14 protein-coding genes are annotated in these 15,088 nt (G+C 70.9%); all 14 read left to right on the top strand.

Features of this window, described 5'->3' with window-relative positions; genetic code table 11:
• The first annotated feature begins 331 nt into the window (after window positions 1-331).
• Complete coding sequence (locus ACSBPG_RS09015; RefSeq protein WP_435536811.1) at window positions 332-1,489, top strand: TAXI family TRAP transporter solute-binding subunit; 1,158 nt, start codon at window positions 332-334, stop codon at window positions 1,487-1,489.
• Window positions 1,490-1,596: 107 nt separating this feature from the next.
• Complete coding sequence (locus tag ACSBPG_RS09010; RefSeq protein ID WP_435536810.1) at window positions 1,597-3,582, top strand: TRAP transporter permease; 1,986 nt, start codon at window positions 1,597-1,599, stop codon at window positions 3,580-3,582.
• A gap of 88 nt (window positions 3,583-3,670) precedes the next feature.
• Window positions 3,671-4,744, top strand: a complete 1,074-nt coding sequence (locus ACSBPG_RS09005; protein ID WP_435536809.1) for a serine hydrolase domain-containing protein — start codon at window positions 3,671-3,673, stop codon at window positions 4,742-4,744.
• Window positions 4,745-4,843: 99 nt separating this feature from the next.
• Window positions 4,844-5,740 carry a LysR family transcriptional regulator gene (locus ACSBPG_RS09000; RefSeq protein ID WP_435536808.1) on the top strand — a complete coding sequence of 299 codons (897 nt, stop codon included), beginning with the start codon at window positions 4,844-4,846 and terminating at the stop codon, window positions 5,738-5,740.
• Window positions 5,741-5,914: 174 nt separating this feature from the next.
• Entirely contained in the window at window positions 5,915-7,201 is a 1,287-nt protein-coding gene (locus tag ACSBPG_RS08995) for an ABC transporter substrate-binding protein (RefSeq protein WP_435536807.1), read from the top strand.
• Between the two features lie 71 nt (window positions 7,202-7,272).
• The gene (locus ACSBPG_RS08990; RefSeq protein WP_435536806.1) at window positions 7,273-8,139 is read left to right on the top strand and encodes a branched-chain amino acid ABC transporter permease; all 867 of its coding nucleotides are present in this window, start codon (window positions 7,273-7,275) and stop codon (window positions 8,137-8,139) included.
• Window positions 8,139-9,134 (top strand): branched-chain amino acid ABC transporter permease, encoded by a 996-nt coding sequence (locus ACSBPG_RS08985; RefSeq protein ID WP_435536805.1) that lies wholly within the window; start codon window positions 8,139-8,141, stop codon window positions 9,132-9,134. The genes ACSBPG_RS08990 and ACSBPG_RS08985 overlap by 1 nt, the downstream gene beginning before the upstream one ends.
• A complete protein-coding gene (locus ACSBPG_RS08980; RefSeq protein ID WP_435536804.1) occupies window positions 9,131-9,850 on the top strand; it encodes an ABC transporter ATP-binding protein in 720 nt (239 codons plus the stop codon). Before ACSBPG_RS08985 ends, ACSBPG_RS08980 begins: the two co-directional genes overlap by 4 nt.
• 5 nt (window positions 9,851-9,855) lie before the next feature.
• Window positions 9,856-10,560, top strand: a complete 705-nt coding sequence (locus tag ACSBPG_RS08975; RefSeq protein ID WP_435536803.1) for an ABC transporter ATP-binding protein — start codon at window positions 9,856-9,858, stop codon at window positions 10,558-10,560.
• 25 nt (window positions 10,561-10,585) lie between these two features.
• Window positions 10,586-11,383 (top strand): putative hydro-lyase, encoded by a 798-nt coding sequence (locus tag ACSBPG_RS08970; RefSeq protein WP_435536802.1) that lies wholly within the window; start codon window positions 10,586-10,588, stop codon window positions 11,381-11,383.
• 97 nt (window positions 11,384-11,480) lie between these two features.
• Window positions 11,481-12,239 (top strand): substrate-binding periplasmic protein, encoded by a 759-nt coding sequence (locus tag ACSBPG_RS08965; RefSeq protein WP_435536801.1) that lies wholly within the window; start codon window positions 11,481-11,483, stop codon window positions 12,237-12,239.
• A 75-nt stretch (window positions 12,240-12,314) separates the two neighbouring features.
• The gene (gene pxpB / locus ACSBPG_RS08960) at window positions 12,315-13,082 is read left to right on the top strand and encodes a 5-oxoprolinase subunit PxpB (protein ID WP_435536800.1); all 768 of its coding nucleotides are present in this window, start codon (window positions 12,315-12,317) and stop codon (window positions 13,080-13,082) included.
• Window positions 13,079-14,104 carry a biotin-dependent carboxyltransferase family protein gene (locus ACSBPG_RS08955; RefSeq protein ID WP_435536799.1) on the top strand — a complete coding sequence of 342 codons (1,026 nt, stop codon included), beginning with the start codon at window positions 13,079-13,081 and terminating at the stop codon, window positions 14,102-14,104. The genes pxpB and ACSBPG_RS08955 overlap by 4 nt, the downstream gene beginning before the upstream one ends.
• Before the next feature lie 19 nt (window positions 14,105-14,123).
• Window positions 14,124-15,088: HAMP domain-containing protein (locus ACSBPG_RS08950; RefSeq protein ID WP_435536798.1), on the top strand; the 965-nt coding region annotated here is incomplete at its 3' end.

Genomic DNA, 15,088 nt, shown 5'->3' with positions numbered 1-15,088 from the left:
CCCATGTCGGCCGCGTGCCTTTCCCTCCCCTGGCCCTGCCGGGAGGGGCGGACCGGCTCGCCCTCAAGGAGATGCGTGAATCCGCTGGCCCCGCGAGGGAGAGGGTTCATGACACCGGACGCAATCGCCGTGGGCGGACCGCCGCCGATCCGGCGACACCCTCGCCTCCCGCGCCCACCGTCGCCTGGCCGTATCAGTTTCATTATTTTGAACGAGACTGCTTGATACGCGCGTATTTTGAAATTTTCGATTGAGCCGCGGGAGTCGCTGTGTCAAAGTGATTCGGGAATCCAGCCATCAGAAGTGCGGATTGCCCATGGGGAGGAACGATATGCGGATAAGGACACTCGCCGCCGCGGTGTGCTTCGTCACGTCGTCGGCCTACGCAGCGGAATTCGACCTGCCCGACCAGCTCGTCTGGTCGGCCTACGGCACCGGATCGGCCGGCTACAACCAGGCCGTCGCCATCGGCGCGGCGTTGAAGGAGGCGGCGGGCGTGAACCTGCGGTTGCTGCCGGGCCAGAACGACATCGCCCGCATGGAGCCGCTGCGCCAGGGCAAGGCTCCGTTCTCGGCGAACGGCATCGGTGTCTATCTCGCGCAGGAGGGCGTCTTCGAGTTCGGCGCGAAGACCTGGGGACCGCAGAAGATCCGTCTTCTCGCCACCAACACCGGCGGCGGCGTCGCCATGTCGCTCGGCGTCGCCCGCGACGTGTGCGACGCCAAGGGCAAGCCGGACTGCAAGGGCTTTACCTTCGCCGACCTGAAGGGGCTGCGGGTCGCCTGGATCAAGGGCGCGCCGGCGCTCAACGTCAACTCGACCGCCTGGCTCGCCTATGGCGGGCTGGACTGGGACGACGTCGAGAAGACCGAATTCGGCGGGTTCGCCGCGGCCTGGAAGGGGCTCGTCGAAGGCTCGGTCGACGCCGCCTTCTCCGCGACCAACGCCGGAAACACCTACGAGGCGGCGGCCGGCCCGCGCGGTCTCGTCTGGCCGCCCTTCGACCCGCAGGACGAGGCGGCCTTCCAGCGGCTGCTGGCGGTGGCGCCCTACTACATCAAGGTCCACGCCACCGTCGGTTCGACGATCGACGGGACCGAGGGCCGGGACATGGCGGCGTTCGCCTATCCGATCCTGATCACCTACGACGCCGTCGATGCCGGCCTGACCTACAACATGACCAAGGCCATGTTCGAGCTGCTGCCGCTCTACGCGGGCAAGGCGCCCGGCATCGACGGCTGGGGGCTGCGCTTCCAGAAGTTCGACTGGGTGATCCCCTACCACGAGGGGGCGATCCGCTTCTACAAGGAGGCGGGCGTGTGGTCCGACGCGGCGCAGGCCCACAACGACCGCCTGGTCGCCCGCCAGGAGGCGCTGGCGAAGGCGTGGGCCGAGCTGAAGGCCGGCAACCCGCAGGACTGGGACGAGGCCTGGGAGGCGAAGCGCCGCGAGGCGCTGAAGGCCGGCGGGTTCGAGATCGCCTTCTGATCATGGGCGGGGCGGGCGTTCGGCCCGCGCCGCCGCGCTGCAGCGGCCGCAAGGAGCCCGCGGGCGTTCTGCGGGTCCGCAGCACAGTGCTCAACCGGGAGGAGCCCATGGACCGTGGCGCGAAAGCCATCGAGGCGGAACGCGTCGCCGAGAGCGCGACGCTGTCCGGGCCGGCCCGCTGGGTCGTCGCCGTCGGGACGGTGGCCGCCATCGGCGTTTCGGTGAACCAGTTGTTCAATCTGCGGCTCGGCGGCTACGCCATGCTGGAGGGGATGTATCTGCATCTCCTCGCCGGCCTCTTCCTCACCATGACCTTCCTGTGCTTTCGCGCCGGCGGCGGCGTCTCGCAGCGGGCGCCGTGGTACGACTGGATGCTCGCCGCCGCCACCCTGGCCGTCGCCGGCTTCTTCGTCCTCACCTCGGACGAGAGCCTGGAGAACGGCTGGGAGTACGCCGCTCCGGAGACGGCGGTGTGGTTCTCCATCGCGTTCTACGGCCTGATCCTCGAAGGCATGCGGCGGGCCGGCGGCAACGTGCTCTTCGCCATCGTCCTGCTGTTCTCGCTCTATCCGACCGTCGCCGACCGGGCGCCCGATCCGCTGAACGGGTTCGCCCAGCCGTTCCGCGACGTGGTGCCGTTCCTCATGCTGTCGTCCGAGGCGTCCTTCGGCATCCCGATGCAGGCCTTCGGCAACCTCGTGATCGGCTTCATCCTCTTCGGGGCGATCCTGCAGTACACCGGCGGCGGGCGCTTCTTCAACGATCTCGCCATGGCGCTCGTCGGCCGCCACCGCGGCGGTGCGGCCAAGGTGGCGATCTTCGCCTCGGGGTTCATGGGCTCCCTGTCGGGTTCGGTGATCTCCAACGTGCTGACCACCGGCGCGATCACCATCCCGGCGATGAAGGAGAGCGGCTTTTCCGCGCGCTACGCCGCGGCGACCGAGGCCTGCGCCTCCACCGGCGGGGTGCTGATGCCGCCGGTCATGGGGGCGACGGCCTTCGTCATGGCGTCCTGGCTGGGCATCCCCTACGTCGACGTCATGATCGCGGCGGTGATCCCCTCGGCGCTCTACTACTTCGGCCTGTTCGTGCAGATCGACGCCTATTCCGCACGGCGCGGCCTCAAGGGCATCGCCCGGGGCTCCATGCCCGGCACGGCCGCCATATGGCGCGAGGGCTGGGGGTACGTCCTGGTGTTCGTGCTCCTGATCTTCCTCATGATGGCGTTCCGCTGGGAGACCACCGCGCCGTTCTACGCGGTCGCGCTCCTGCTGGTCATCGACCAGCTCCAGAAGAGGCGCGGCTTCACCGTGTCCGCCTTCGTCGACATGATCGTCTCGGTCGGCCGCACCCTGGCGGAGCTCGTGGCGATCCTGCTCGGCATCGGCATGATCGTCGGCGCGTTCCAGGTGACCGGCCTCACCGGCCCGCTGGCGACCGAGCTGGTTCACCTGGCCGGCAACTCCGTGGCGATGCTGCTGGTGATGGGCGCCATCACCTCGTTCATCTTCGGCATGGGGATGACGGTCACCGCCTGCTACATCTTCCTCGCCATCGTGCTGGCGCCGGCGCTCGTGGAGGCGGGCCTGAACGCGCTGGCCGTCCATCTCTTCATCCTCTACTGGGGCATGATCAGCTTCATCACGCCGCCCGTGGCGCTCGGCGCCTTCGCCGCGGCGTCGATGGCCGGGGCGAACGCCATCGGCACGGGGTGGGAGGCCACCCGGCTGGGCGTCGTGATCTACGTCGTTCCCTTCTTCTTCGTGCTGAACCCCGCCCTGATCGGCCAGGGCGCGCCGGCCGCGGTCGCGCTCTCCCTGGTGTGCGCGCTGGTCGGGATCTGGTTCGTCGCGGCGGCGATCCAGGGGTATCTCGCGTTTGCCGGAACCATCGGGTCGGGCGCCGCGGCGATGGGGATGAGGCTGATGCTGGCGGCCGCCGGCTTCGCGGTCGCCGCACCGTTCGACGGGCCGTTCGGCCTGAGCCAGCTCGACCTCTCCCTGCTCGGGCTCCTGCTGGCGGTGCCGCCGGCGCTGTTCACCTGGCGCCAGAACCGTGCGGCGGTGGACGACCGCATGGCGGAGACGGGCTGAGCCGAACCGCGGGCCGGTCCCCCTGGAGCCGGTCCCGGCGACAGGCGACCGCTTGGATTGCCCGGCGTCACTGCCCACATGGCCGGACATGGCACCCGCACCCCCCCTGCTCCCCCGGCGCGCGCTGCTGGCCGCGGCGGCGGCCCTGCCCGCCGCGGCCCTCCCGCTCCGGCGCACCGCGGCGGCGACCGCCGCCTTCGACCCCGCCCTGCTGCGCCGGGCGACCGAGCGCGCCGCGCGCCTCGACCAGCTCCACACGCTCGTCGTCGGGCGCCACGGCACGGTGGCGGTGGCCGAGGCCTTCCGCGGCCCGGCGCCGGCCCGGCCGGTCAACGTCAAGTCGGTGTCGAAGACGCTCGTCGCCTCGCTGGCCGGCGCCGCCATCGACCGCGGCGTGCTGGCCGGCGTCGACGCCACGCTCGGCGCGCTGGCGCCCGGCCTGATCCCGGACGGCGCCGACCCGCGGGTGCGCGCGCTCACGGTGGCCCAGCTCCTGACCATGCAGGCCGGGCTGGAGCGCACCTCCGGGCCGGGCTACGGCCGCTGGGTGGCGAGCCGGAACTGGGTCGCCCACGCGCTGAGCCGGCCGTTCGTCGCCGAACCGGGGGAGCGGATGCTCTACTCCACCGGCAGCTACCACGTGCTGGGCGCCGCGCTCGCCCGGGTGACCGGGCGCAGCCTGCTGGCGCTGGCGCGGGACTGGCTGGGCGAGCCGCTCGGCGTCGACCTGCCGTCCTGGACGCGCGATCCCCAGGGCTTCTATCTCGGCGGCAACAACATGGCGATGGCGCCGCTCGACCTCTTCCGGTTCGGCGAGATGTGGCGCCAGGGCGGCGTGTGGGATGGCAAGCGGGTGCTGAGCCAGGGCTGGGTCGACGCCTCCTGGACGCCGCGCACCCGCTCCCCCTTCTCCGGCGACGCCTACGGCTACGGCTGGTTCCTCACCCGGGTTCAGGAGCATGCGGTGGCCTACGCCCGCGGCTACGGCGGACAGATGCTGTATGTGGTGCCGTCGCTCGGCCTGACGGTCGTCGTCACCTCCGACCCCACGCGCCCGGCCCGGTCCGAAGGCTACGTCGGCGATTTGAATCGGCTGCTGGCCGAAGGCATCATTCCGGCGGCCACGCCGGCCGACGCGACACCGGCGCCCGAACCATCATAAAACGCCGGCGGCGGACGGGTGGGCATGCCGGCCGGCCCGGTGTAGGATGGACCACCCGCGCGGCGCCGGCGCCGTGCCGCCCCCGCCGTCGACGGTCCCATGCTCGACCTGAAGTCCCTGGAGATCTTCGTCTGGACCGTGCGCCTCGGCGGCTTCCGCCGTGCCGCGGAGCGGCTGAACACCACCCAGCCCGCCGTCTCCGCGCGCATCGCCCAGCTCGAGGAGGAGCTCGGCGTCACCCTGTTCGAACGCCAGGGCCGCCGTGCCGCGCCGACCCGCCAGGCGGTCGTCCTGCTGGGCTACGCCGAGCGCATGCTGGCCCTGCGCAGCGAACTGGTGTCGGCCATCGCGGACCGCAGCGCCATCCGCGGCATCATCCGCCTCGGCGTCGCCGAGACCCTGGTGCACACCTGGCTGACCACCCTCATCGATTCCCTCAACGCCTTCTACCCCGCCGTCTCGCTGGAAGTGGAGGTCGAAACCTCGCCCAACCTGCGCGAGGCGCTGGTGCGCCACGACGTCGACATCGCCTTCATGCTGTCGTCCTACACCGATGCCCGCTTCCGCGTCCTGCCCCTGTGCAGCTACGCGCTGGCCTGGGTGGCGAGCCCGACGTTGGCTCTGCCCGAAGGGCCGGTGACGCTGGCCGACCTGGCGGCCTGGCCGGTCATCACCTTCTCCCGCACCACCCAACCCTATGGGGTGATCCGCGAGATGTTCCTCTCCGAGGGGCTGCCGGTGCGGATGTTCGGCAACAGCTCGCTGTCCAGCGTCGTGCGCATGGCCATCGACGGCGTCGGGGTCAGTGCCATCCCCGGCGCCATCGTCGGGCGCGAACTGGCCAACGGCAGCCTGCGTCTGATTCGGGGCGAGAGGCCCCTGCCCAGCCTGTCCTTCGCCGCGGCGTACCCGGCGAACCAGGAGAACCACATCGCCGCAGCGGTCGCCCAGCTCGCCGCGGAGATCGCCGATGCCCACCGAAGCGACACGGTTTGATCACGCTACCGCCATTAATTGATAACAGATCGCGATCATTCGACATCCAAACATACGATTGGACGTGATCGATCGAAGTCAGGCCAACTCTGCTTACGGCAAGAACAATTGCCGCGCGGCAAAACGCCACATCCGGGGCGGCAGGCGGCGCGGCCGGCAGCAGAGGAGATGACGATGGGCGCACCTCTTGGCAGGCGGGATTGGCTTCGGCGCGCGGTGGCCGGCGCGGCGATGGTCGCCGCGATCGGCATGGGCTGGACCGGCATGGCGCGGGCGGCCGAGGAGATCCGGATCGGCGTCATCTACCCGCTGACCGGCGCCGCCGCCTCGACCGGCGTCGAACTGAAGGCCGCCGCCGAACTGGCCGCCGCCATCACGAACGGCGAGATCGAGGCGCCGGCCGGCCTGGCCGCCGGCGTCGGCATGCCCAACCTGAAGGGCGCCAAGATCCGCCTCATCTTCGGCGATCACCAGGGCAACCCGCAGGTCGGCGCCACCGAGGCCGAGCGGCTGATCACCAGCGAGAAGGTGGTGGCTCTGGTCGGCTGCTACTTCTCAAACGTCACCGCCACGGCCAGCCAGGTGGCCGAACGCTACGGCGTCCCCTTCCTCAACGCCTCGTCGTCCTCGGCGATGCTGACCCAGCGCAATTTCAAATGGTTCTTCCGCACCACGCCCCATGACGACCTGTTCGTCACCAACTTCTTCGAGTTCCTCCAGGACATGGAGAAGACGACGGGGACCGAGCTGCGCACGCTCGGCCTGTTCAACGAGAACACCCTGTGGGGCAACGAGACGACCAAGCTGGAGCTGAAGCTGGCCGAGGAGCGGAAGTTCACCGTCGCCGAGAAGATCCTGTACCCGGCCAAGGCGACGCAGCTGACGTCGGAGGTGCAGCGGCTGAAGGCGGCCAACCCCGCCATCGTCATGCAGTCGTCCTATCTCGGCGACGCCATCCTGTCGATGAAGACCTACAAGGAGCTGGGCTTCACCCCGTCGATGCTGCTGGCCAACGACGCCGGCTTCAACGACAGCGAGTTCCTGAAGACCCTCGGCAAGGACGGCGAATACGTCGTCAGCCGAGAGGTGTGGGCGCTCGACCAGGCCGACCGCAATCCGCTGATCAAGACGGTCAACGACCTGATGAAGGCGCGTGCCGGTGTCAATTTCAACGGCAACTCGGCGCGCGCCTTCACCGGTGTCGCGGTGCTGGCCGACGCCATCAACCGCGCCGGCTCGACCGAGCCCGAGGCGATCCGCACGGCCCTGCAGAAGACCGACCTCGGGGCCGACCAGATCATCCTGCCCTGGACCGGCGTCAAGTTCGACGCCAACGGCCAGAACGAACGTGGCCGCGGCATCATCGTGCAGGTCCAGAACGGTCGCTACGTCACCGTCTGGCCGACCGACGTCGCCACCGCCAAGGTCGTCTTCCCCCTGCCCGCCTGGGACAAGCGCTGAGCGCCGCGGCGGCGGGGGTCCGCCCCCGCCGCCGCCATCCTTGTCACCACTGGCTTCGGGGGAGACCGGCGATGACGGCCGACCTGTTTTTGCAAATCCTCGTTTCGGGCCTGCTCATCGGCCTCATCTACGCACTGGTGGCGGTCGGCCTGACGCTGATCTTCGGCGTGATGGACATCGTCAACTTCGCCCACGGCGAGTTCCTCATGCTCGGCATGTACGCCAGCTTCTGGGGCTTCGCCCTGTTCGGGCTCGATCCCATCCTCTCGCTGCCGCTGACGGCGGCGCTGCTGTTCGCGGTGGGCGTGCTGGTCTACCAGACGATCATCCGCCGCATCCTCGACGCGCCGATGCTGTCGCAGATCTTCGCCACCTTCGGCCTGATGATCCTGCTGCGCGGCCTCGCCCAGTTCTTCTGGAAGCCCGACCACCGCCTGATCAGCCACACCCTGGTGGACGGCAACGTGTCCCTGGGTGTCGTCCAGTTCGGGCTGCCGCAGTTGGCGGCCGCGGTCGGCGCCGTCGTGGTCACCGGGGCGCTGTGGCTCTTCCTCCACCGCACCCGCCTCGGCACGGCGCTGGAGGCGACCGCCATCGACCGCGAGGCGGCCACGCTGATGGGCATCGACGGCCAGCGCATGTTCGCGCTCGCCTGGGGCATCGGCGCCGCCTGCGCCGGCATCGGCGGCGCGCTGATCGCCACCTTCTTCCCGATCTTCCCCGACGTCGGCGCCAACTTCATCCTCATCGCCTTCGTGGTGGTGGTGCTCGGCGGTTTCGGCAGCATCGCCGGCGCCTTCTGGGCCGGCCTCATCGTCGGCGTGCTCGAGGTGGTGGGCGGCTTCATCATCGGCCCGGAATACAAGACGGCGATCGTCCTGTCGCTCCTGCTGCTGGTGCTTCTGGTCCGGCCCAAGGGCCTCATGGGGAAAGCCTGATGACCTCGATCGACCTGCCCAAGACCGCCGGCAGCCTGGCGCTGCTCGCCGTCGCCCTCGTGCTTCCCCTGGTCGTCGCCGACCCGGCGCAGCAGAACTTCCTGATCCTCATCCTCATGGGCGCCCAGCTCGGCGTCGCCTGGAACATCATCGGCGGCTACGCCGGCCAGGTGTCGCTGGGGCATGCCGTGTTCTACGGCATCGGCGCCTACACCTCGTCGACGCTGCTGCTGACGTTCGGCGTGTCGCCGTGGCTCGGCATGCTGGCCGGCGGGCTGGTGGCCGCCGCGTTCTCTCTGGCGATGGGCTGGCCCTGTTTCCGCCTGAAGGGGCATTACTTCGCCATGGCGACCATCGCGGTCGCGGAGATCGTGCAGATCCTGGTCACCAACTCGGAGACGCTCTCCGGCGCCGTCGGCCTCTATCTGCCGATGGACCGCACGGGCATGGCGGCGCTCGTCTTCGCCACGTCGAAGCTGCCCTACTACTACGTCATCCTCGGCCTGCTGCTGCTCACCGTGGCGGTCTCCTGGGCCATCGAGCGCAGCCACATCGGCTACTATTTCCGCGCCATCAAGGACGAGCCGGAGGCGGCCCGGGCGCTCGGAGTCAGCCTCACCCGCTACAAGCTGATCGCCATCGCCGCGTCCAGCTTCCTGACGGCCCTCGGCGGCACCTTCTACGCCCAGAAGGAACTGTTCATCGATCCCGGCTCGGTGTTCGCGACGGGCATCTCCATCAAGATCGCCCTGATCGCCATCCTCGGCGGTGTCGGCACCCTGCTCGGCCCGGTGCTGGGCGCGGTGATCCTGGTCGCCATCGAGGAGTACAGCCGCACCCTGTTCGGCAGCACCGGTTCGGGCACGGACATGATCATCTACGCGGCCATGATCATCCTGGTCGCCGTCTACAGCCCGGCCGGCGTCAGCGGCCTGCTGCACGACCTGCGCCGCCGCCTGCCGGCGATGCGCGCCAAGCGGGAGGTGCGGGCATGAACACAGCGCCGCTCCTCGCCGTCGACGGTCTCGGCAAGGCGTTCCAGGGCCTCGTCGCCAACCGCGACATCGACTTCGTCATCCATCACGGCGAAATCGTCGGGCTGATCGGCCCCAACGGCGCCGGCAAGACCACCCTCTTCAACTGCGTCGCCGGCTTCCATCAGCCGACCTCGGGGCGGATCGCCCTGGAAGGCCGCGACATCACCGGTGCGGCGCCGGAGACCGCGGCGGCGCTGGGCATCGCCCGCACCTTCCAGATCGTGCGCGTCTTCCACTCCATGACGGCGCTGGAGAACGTCATGGTCGGCGCCATGCTGCGCGACAAGCGGGTGTCCCACGCGCGGGCCCGCGCCCGGGAGGAGCTGGCCTTCGTCGGCCTGTCCCACCGCGCCGACACGCCCGCCAGCGCCATGACCGTGTCGGAGCAGAAGCGCCTGGAGGTGGCCCGCGCGCTGGCCACCGACCCCAAGCTGATCCTGCTGGACGAGGTGATGGCCGGCCTCAACCCCACCGAGGTGCGCGAGGCGTCCCAACTCGTGGTGGGCATCCGCGAGCGCGGCATCGCCAGCATCATCGTCGAGCACGTCATGGAGGGGATCATGCCCATCGCCGACCGCATCCTGGTGCTCGACTACGGCGCCAAGATCGCCGACGGCACGCCCGGCCAGATCGCCGAAGACCCGGCGGTGATCGCCGCCTACCTCGGGGAGTGACCGGCATGCTCGAGGTCCGCAACATCCAGTCCAGCTACCGCCGCGTCCCCGCCATCCGGGACGTCAGCCTGACCCTCGAGGCCGGCGAGATCGTCGCCATCGTCGGCGGCAACGGCAACGGCAAGTCCACCACCCTGCGCGCCATCGCCGGCCTCAACGCGCTGGACGGCGGCGCCATCCGCCTGAAGGGTGAAGCGCTGGACGGCGTCCCCGCCCACGCCCGCGTGCGCCGCGGCCTGGTGCTGGTTCCCGAGGGGCGCCGCCTGTTCCCGCGCCTCAGCGTCGAGCAGAACCTGCAGCTCGGCGCCTACACCGCCGACGACCCGGCGGCGCGTCAGGAGCAGCTCGCCTTCGCCTACGAGACCTTCCCGGTGCTGGGCGAACGTCGCCGCCAGCAGGCCGGCACCCTGTCCGGCGGCGAACAGCAGATGCTCGCCATGAGCCGCGGCCTGATGAGCCGGCCAGACCTGCTGATGCTCGACGAGCCGTCGTGGGGCGTCGCACCCAAGCTGGTCACCCGCATCTTCGAGACCATCCAGCGCATCCGCGAGCGCGGCATCTCCATCCTGCTGGTGGAACAGAACATCCACCGCGCCCTGGAGATCGCCGATCGCGGCTACGTGATCCAGACCGGACGCATCGTCATGCAGGGGACGGGCCGCGACCTCCTCGGCAACGACATGGTCCGCCAAGCCTATCTCGGCATGTAGACGGCCCCGCCCGCAAAGGACAGCCATGCAGCTTCAAATCGACGATTACACTCCCGGGCTGGCCGAACGCCGGCGCATCCGTGCCGGCTTCCACACCGGCCCGACCGCCGGCCTCGCCCCAGGCTACGTCCAGTGCAACCTGGCGATCCTGCCCGCCGACTGGGCCGCTGAGTTCCTGCGCTTCTGTCAGGCCAACCCCAAGCCCTGCCCCCTGCTCGCCGTGTCGGAGCCGGGCGACCCCACCCTGCCCACGCTGGGACGCGACATCGACATCCGCACCGACGTGCCGCGCTACCGCGTGTTCCGCGACGGCGCCTTCGTCGACGAGCCCGCGGACATCCGCGCCCTGTGGCGTGACGATCTCGTCAGCTTCCTGATCGGCTGCTCCTTCTCGTTCGAGGAGGCGCTGCTGGCCGAGCGCCTGCCGGTGCGCCACATCGCCCAGGGCAGCAACGTGCCGATGTACCGCACCACCCTGCCCTGCACGCCGGCCGGCCGCTTCCACGGCGGCACGGTCGTGTCGATGCGCCCCATGGCGCCGCGCGACGCCATCCGCGCGATCCAGATCACCTCGCGCTTTCCCTCGGTGCACGGCGCACCGGTGCACTTCGGGAACCCCGAGGCGCTCGGGATCGCCGACCTCGACAAGCCCGACTTCGGCGACCCGGTGCCGGTGGCACCCGGCGAGGTGCCGGTGTTCTGGGCCTGCGGCGTCACCCCGCAGGTGGCCATCGCCAACGCCCGGCCTCCCATCGCCATCACCCACAGCCCGGGCGCGATGCTCGTCACCGACCTGCTGAACGCCCAGCTCTCGGCCCTCTGAGGCCATCCCCGTCCGTCCGCCTGGTCCACCGCGCCGCGCCGCCGGCGCGGCAACGGGCTCCGCTTGCCCGGTCGCCACCCCAGCCAAGGAGAAAGGCATGCGCACTCCCCGCCTCATTGCCGCCGGTCTTGCCGTCGCCACCGGCCTTCTGGCCGCCGGTTCGGCGGCGGCCGACACGCTCAAGCTGGTCGCCCTCAACTTCCCGCCGTTGATCTTCGAGGAGAACGGTGCGCCCACCGGAATCGCCTTCGATCTCGTGACCGAGGCCCTGCGCCGCGCCGGTCATCAGGCGAGCGTCGAGGTGATGCCGTGGGCGCGCGCGCTGGACATGACCCGCGACGGCCAGGCCGACGCCATCTTCACCGCCTACCGGACGCCCGAGCGCGAGCAGTTCCTGAACTACTCCAACGAGGTCGTCGTCCCCCAGGTGGTCTCGCTGTTCGTGCGTGCGGATTCCCCCGTCGCCTTTGCCGGCGACCTCGCCGCCCTCGCCCCCTACCGCGTCGGCGTCGTCAACCAGATCAGCTACGGCAAGGCGATCGACGACGCCATCAAGGACGGGGTCCTCGCCAACGTCGAGAAGAGCAACGATTCCGACAGCAACGTGAAGAAACTGGTGGCCGGCCGCTTCGACGTCATGCCCAGCAACCGGTACGTCGCCCGCCACATCCTGAAGGCGCAGGGCGTCACCGACCAGGTCAAGGAACTGACGCCGGAGGTGCAGAACATCCCCAGCTACATCGCCTTCACCAAGGCGCGCGACACCGCGGCGCTGCGCGACGCCTTCGACGCCGCCCTGGCGGCCATGAAGGCGGACGGGACCGTCCAGACGATCATGGACAAGTACACGCGCTGATCCCGGCGGGGGGCCGGCCAGCCCCCCGTTTCGCCCCCGCCCGTCCAACGAGGCCGCCAACGAGGCGCATCCCCCGTGTCCCGATCCCCCACTCCGCCCCGCCTCCTGCCGGCCGGCGACGCCGCCCTGGTCATCGAGCTCGGCGACGGCATCGCACCGGAGCTGAACGAGGCGGTCCAGTGCCTGGACCGCCGCATCGCGGCGGCGCACCTGCCCGGCGTCGTCGAGACGGTGCCGACCTACCGCTCGCTCCTGCTGACCTTCGACCCCGTGCTCACCAGCGCCGAGCAGCTGACGCCGGCCCTGCTCGATCTCGCCCAGGGGTTGGCGGCGGACCCGGCGACGACGGCCCGGCGCTGGGTCATTCCCGTGCGCTTCGGCGGCGCCCGTGGCGAGGATCTCGACGCCGTGGCCCGCCACGCCGGGTTGAGCACCGACGAGGTCGTGCGCCTGCACTGCGCCGCCGACTACCGCGTCTACATGCTGGGCTTCTCCCCCGGGTTCGCCTACCTCGGCGGCCTGCCCGACGCGCTGCACCTGCCGCGCCGCCAGAGCCCGCGCCTGAGCACGCCGGCCGGCAGCCTGATGCAAGGTGGCGCCCAGGCGGCCGTGTCGCCGGTCGCCATGCCCAGCGGCTGGCACCTTCTGGGCCGCACCCCGCTGCGCGTCTTCGACCTCCGGCGCGAGCGGCCCTTCCTGCTGGCCCCCGGCGACCGCGTGCGCTTCACCGCCATCGACGATGGGGAGTACGAGCGCCTCGCCGCGGCCGCGGAACGGGGCGAAGCGGTGCCCGGGGCGGTGCCCGGAACGGCGGCGCGCGACGTGGTGGAGGCGGTGCCGTGACCGCGCTCGTGGTCCAGGCGGCCGGGCCTCTCTCCACCCTTCAGGACGCTGGCCGGGTTGGCTTCCAGCGGTTCGGCGTGTCGGTGGCGGGCGCCGCCGACCCCCTGCTGCACGCCGTCGCCAACGCGCTCGTCGGCAATGGACCGGCCGAGGGAGCCATCGAGTTCACCCTGTCCGGCGATACCCTGCGCGTCGAGGACGGCGGCTGCCGCCTCGCCGTCGCCGGCGACGTGGAGCTGACGATCGACGGCGCCACCGCCGCACCCTGGCGCAGCCACCGCCTGGACGCCGGGCAGACGGTGCGCGTGGGCCTGTTGCGCGCCGGCCTGCGCGGCTACCTCGCGGTCGCCGGCGGCTTCGCCGTGGCGCCGGTGCTGGGCAGCGTGGCGACGCACCTGCGCAGTCGCCTGGGCGGACTCTCCGGCGACCGGCTGCAGGCCGGCGACCGATTGGCGCTGCGCGCCGCAGCACCGCCGGCCAGCGGCGAGCGGCGCCTCGACCCCGACGCGCTGCCGCGTCGCGGCGACGTGCTGCGCGTGGTGCCCGGCCCCCAGGACGACCACTTCACCGCCGCCGGCATGGCGGCGTTCCTGGAGGGAACATACCGCGTCGGCCATGAGAGCGACCGCATGGGTTGCCGCCTCGAGGGCCCGCCCATCGCCCACGCCCGCGGCTTCGACATCACCTCCGATGGCGTGCCGCCGGGCGCCGTGCAGGTGCCGGGGACCGGGCAGCCCATCGTCATGCTGGCCGACCGCCAGACCACCGGCGGCTATCCCAAGATCGCCTGTGTCATTACGCCGGACATCGCCGTGCTGGCGCAGAAGCGGCCGGGACAGACCGTCCGTTTCCGCGCGATCGGCCGGACCGACGCCGAGGAGGCCCACCGCCGCCAGCACCGCGTCATCGCCGAACTGCCGGGCCTGCTGCGCGAAGCCGCCGACGGCGCCCTCTTCGCCAGCGAGCGCCTGCTGTCGATCAACCTCGTTGACGGCGTCTTCGACGGGATGGCGACCGAGTAGCCACCGACTAGGAGGGACCATGCGCACACGCTTCCGGGACCGCATCGCCGCGCGGGTGGTGTTTCCCATCGCCCTGCTGATCGCGGTCTGCGTCGCCGCCGCCACCACGGCGGTGGCGCTGGTCAACGTGGCGGACGCCCGGGCCGCGATCGTCGGACGGACCACGCTGGTGACCCGCATCATCGCCGGCGGATTGGCCGAGCCGATGTGGCAGATCGACGAGGCCGCCGCCGCCGGGCAGCTGGCCGCGCTGGCGGGCGACGGCGACTACGTCGGCAGCGTCGTCTATGACGCCAAGGGGGCTCCTTTCGTGCGCGACGGGGCGGCGTTCGACGGCAGCCCCTCGGTGCTGGTGGAGACCGCCGACATCGTGCGCGCCGACGGCGACCGCCGCACCACCCTCGGCCGCGTGTCCGTCGCCCTGTCGAGCCGCCGCGCCGAGGCCCAGGCCGCCGTGCGCGCCGCCGCCATCGCCGGCACCGGGGCCGCCTCCCTCCTGGTGATCTGCGGCGTCCTCTTCCTCATCGTGCGCGGCGTCATCCGGCCGCTCATCGACCTGACCGGCGCGATGGGGAGGCTGGCCGGCGGCGACACCACCGTCGCGGTGCCGGCGCTCGGACGGCGCGACGAGATCGGCCGCATGGCGGCGGCGGTGGAGACCTTCAAGCAGAACGCCATCGACAAGCTGGCCCTGGAAGCCGAGCAGGCGACCCTGCGGCGCGCCGCGGAGACCGAGCGGCGGGACGCCATCGGCCGCATCGCCGCCGACTTCGAGACCCACGTCCAGTCCGCCCTGCACCACGTCGGCCGGTCGGTGGAGGACATCGTCGCATCGGTCGACCGGCTGGCCGACAGCGCCGACTCAGCCGGGCGCCTCAGCGACGCCGCCGTCGGCGAGGCGGGCGCCGTGAGATACCGTCACGTTGAGCAAGCCCTATTTTCAGGGGGCGAGCTTTGGTTCGAAGGGCTTTCGGGCCTTGGCGA

This window comes from Azospirillum sp. ST 5-10, from assembly GCF_051225715.1.
In the GTDB taxonomy this organism is placed as follows: Bacteria; Pseudomonadota; Alphaproteobacteria; order Azospirillales; family Azospirillaceae; genus Azospirillum.
The sequence above is the reverse complement of the archived record's forward strand: the minus strand, read 5'-3'. Positions and strand labels throughout refer to the sequence as shown.

Excerpts from the sequence above, each read along its gene's own strand:
- ACSBPG_RS08965 (WP_435536801.1), top strand. The coding sequence starts at position 11,481 with ATGCGCACTCCCCGCCTCATTGCCGCCGGTCTTGCCGTCGCCACCGGC.
- ACSBPG_RS08980 (WP_435536804.1), top strand. The coding sequence starts at position 9,131 with ATGAACACAGCGCCGCTCCTCGCCGTCGACGGTCTCGGCAAGGCGTTC.
- ACSBPG_RS09005 (WP_435536809.1), top strand. The coding sequence starts at position 3,671 with ATGGCACCCGCACCCCCCCTGCTCCCCCGGCGCGCGCTGCTGGCCGCG.
- ACSBPG_RS09015 (WP_435536811.1), top strand. The coding sequence starts at position 332 with ATGCGGATAAGGACACTCGCCGCCGCGGTGTGCTTCGTCACGTCGTCG.
- ACSBPG_RS09010 (WP_435536810.1), top strand. The coding sequence starts at position 1,597 with ATGGACCGTGGCGCGAAAGCCATCGAGGCGGAACGCGTCGCCGAGAGC.
- ACSBPG_RS08975 (WP_435536803.1), top strand. The coding sequence starts at position 9,856 with ATGCTCGAGGTCCGCAACATCCAGTCCAGCTACCGCCGCGTCCCCGCC.
- ACSBPG_RS08970 (WP_435536802.1), top strand. The coding sequence starts at position 10,586 with ATGCAGCTTCAAATCGACGATTACACTCCCGGGCTGGCCGAACGCCGG.
- ACSBPG_RS08990 (WP_435536806.1), top strand. The coding sequence starts at position 7,273 with ATGACGGCCGACCTGTTTTTGCAAATCCTCGTTTCGGGCCTGCTCATC.
- ACSBPG_RS08985 (WP_435536805.1), top strand. The coding sequence starts at position 8,139 with ATGACCTCGATCGACCTGCCCAAGACCGCCGGCAGCCTGGCGCTGCTC.
- ACSBPG_RS08995 (WP_435536807.1), top strand. The coding sequence starts at position 5,915 with ATGGGCGCACCTCTTGGCAGGCGGGATTGGCTTCGGCGCGCGGTGGCC.
- ACSBPG_RS09000 (WP_435536808.1), top strand. The coding sequence starts at position 4,844 with ATGCTCGACCTGAAGTCCCTGGAGATCTTCGTCTGGACCGTGCGCCTC.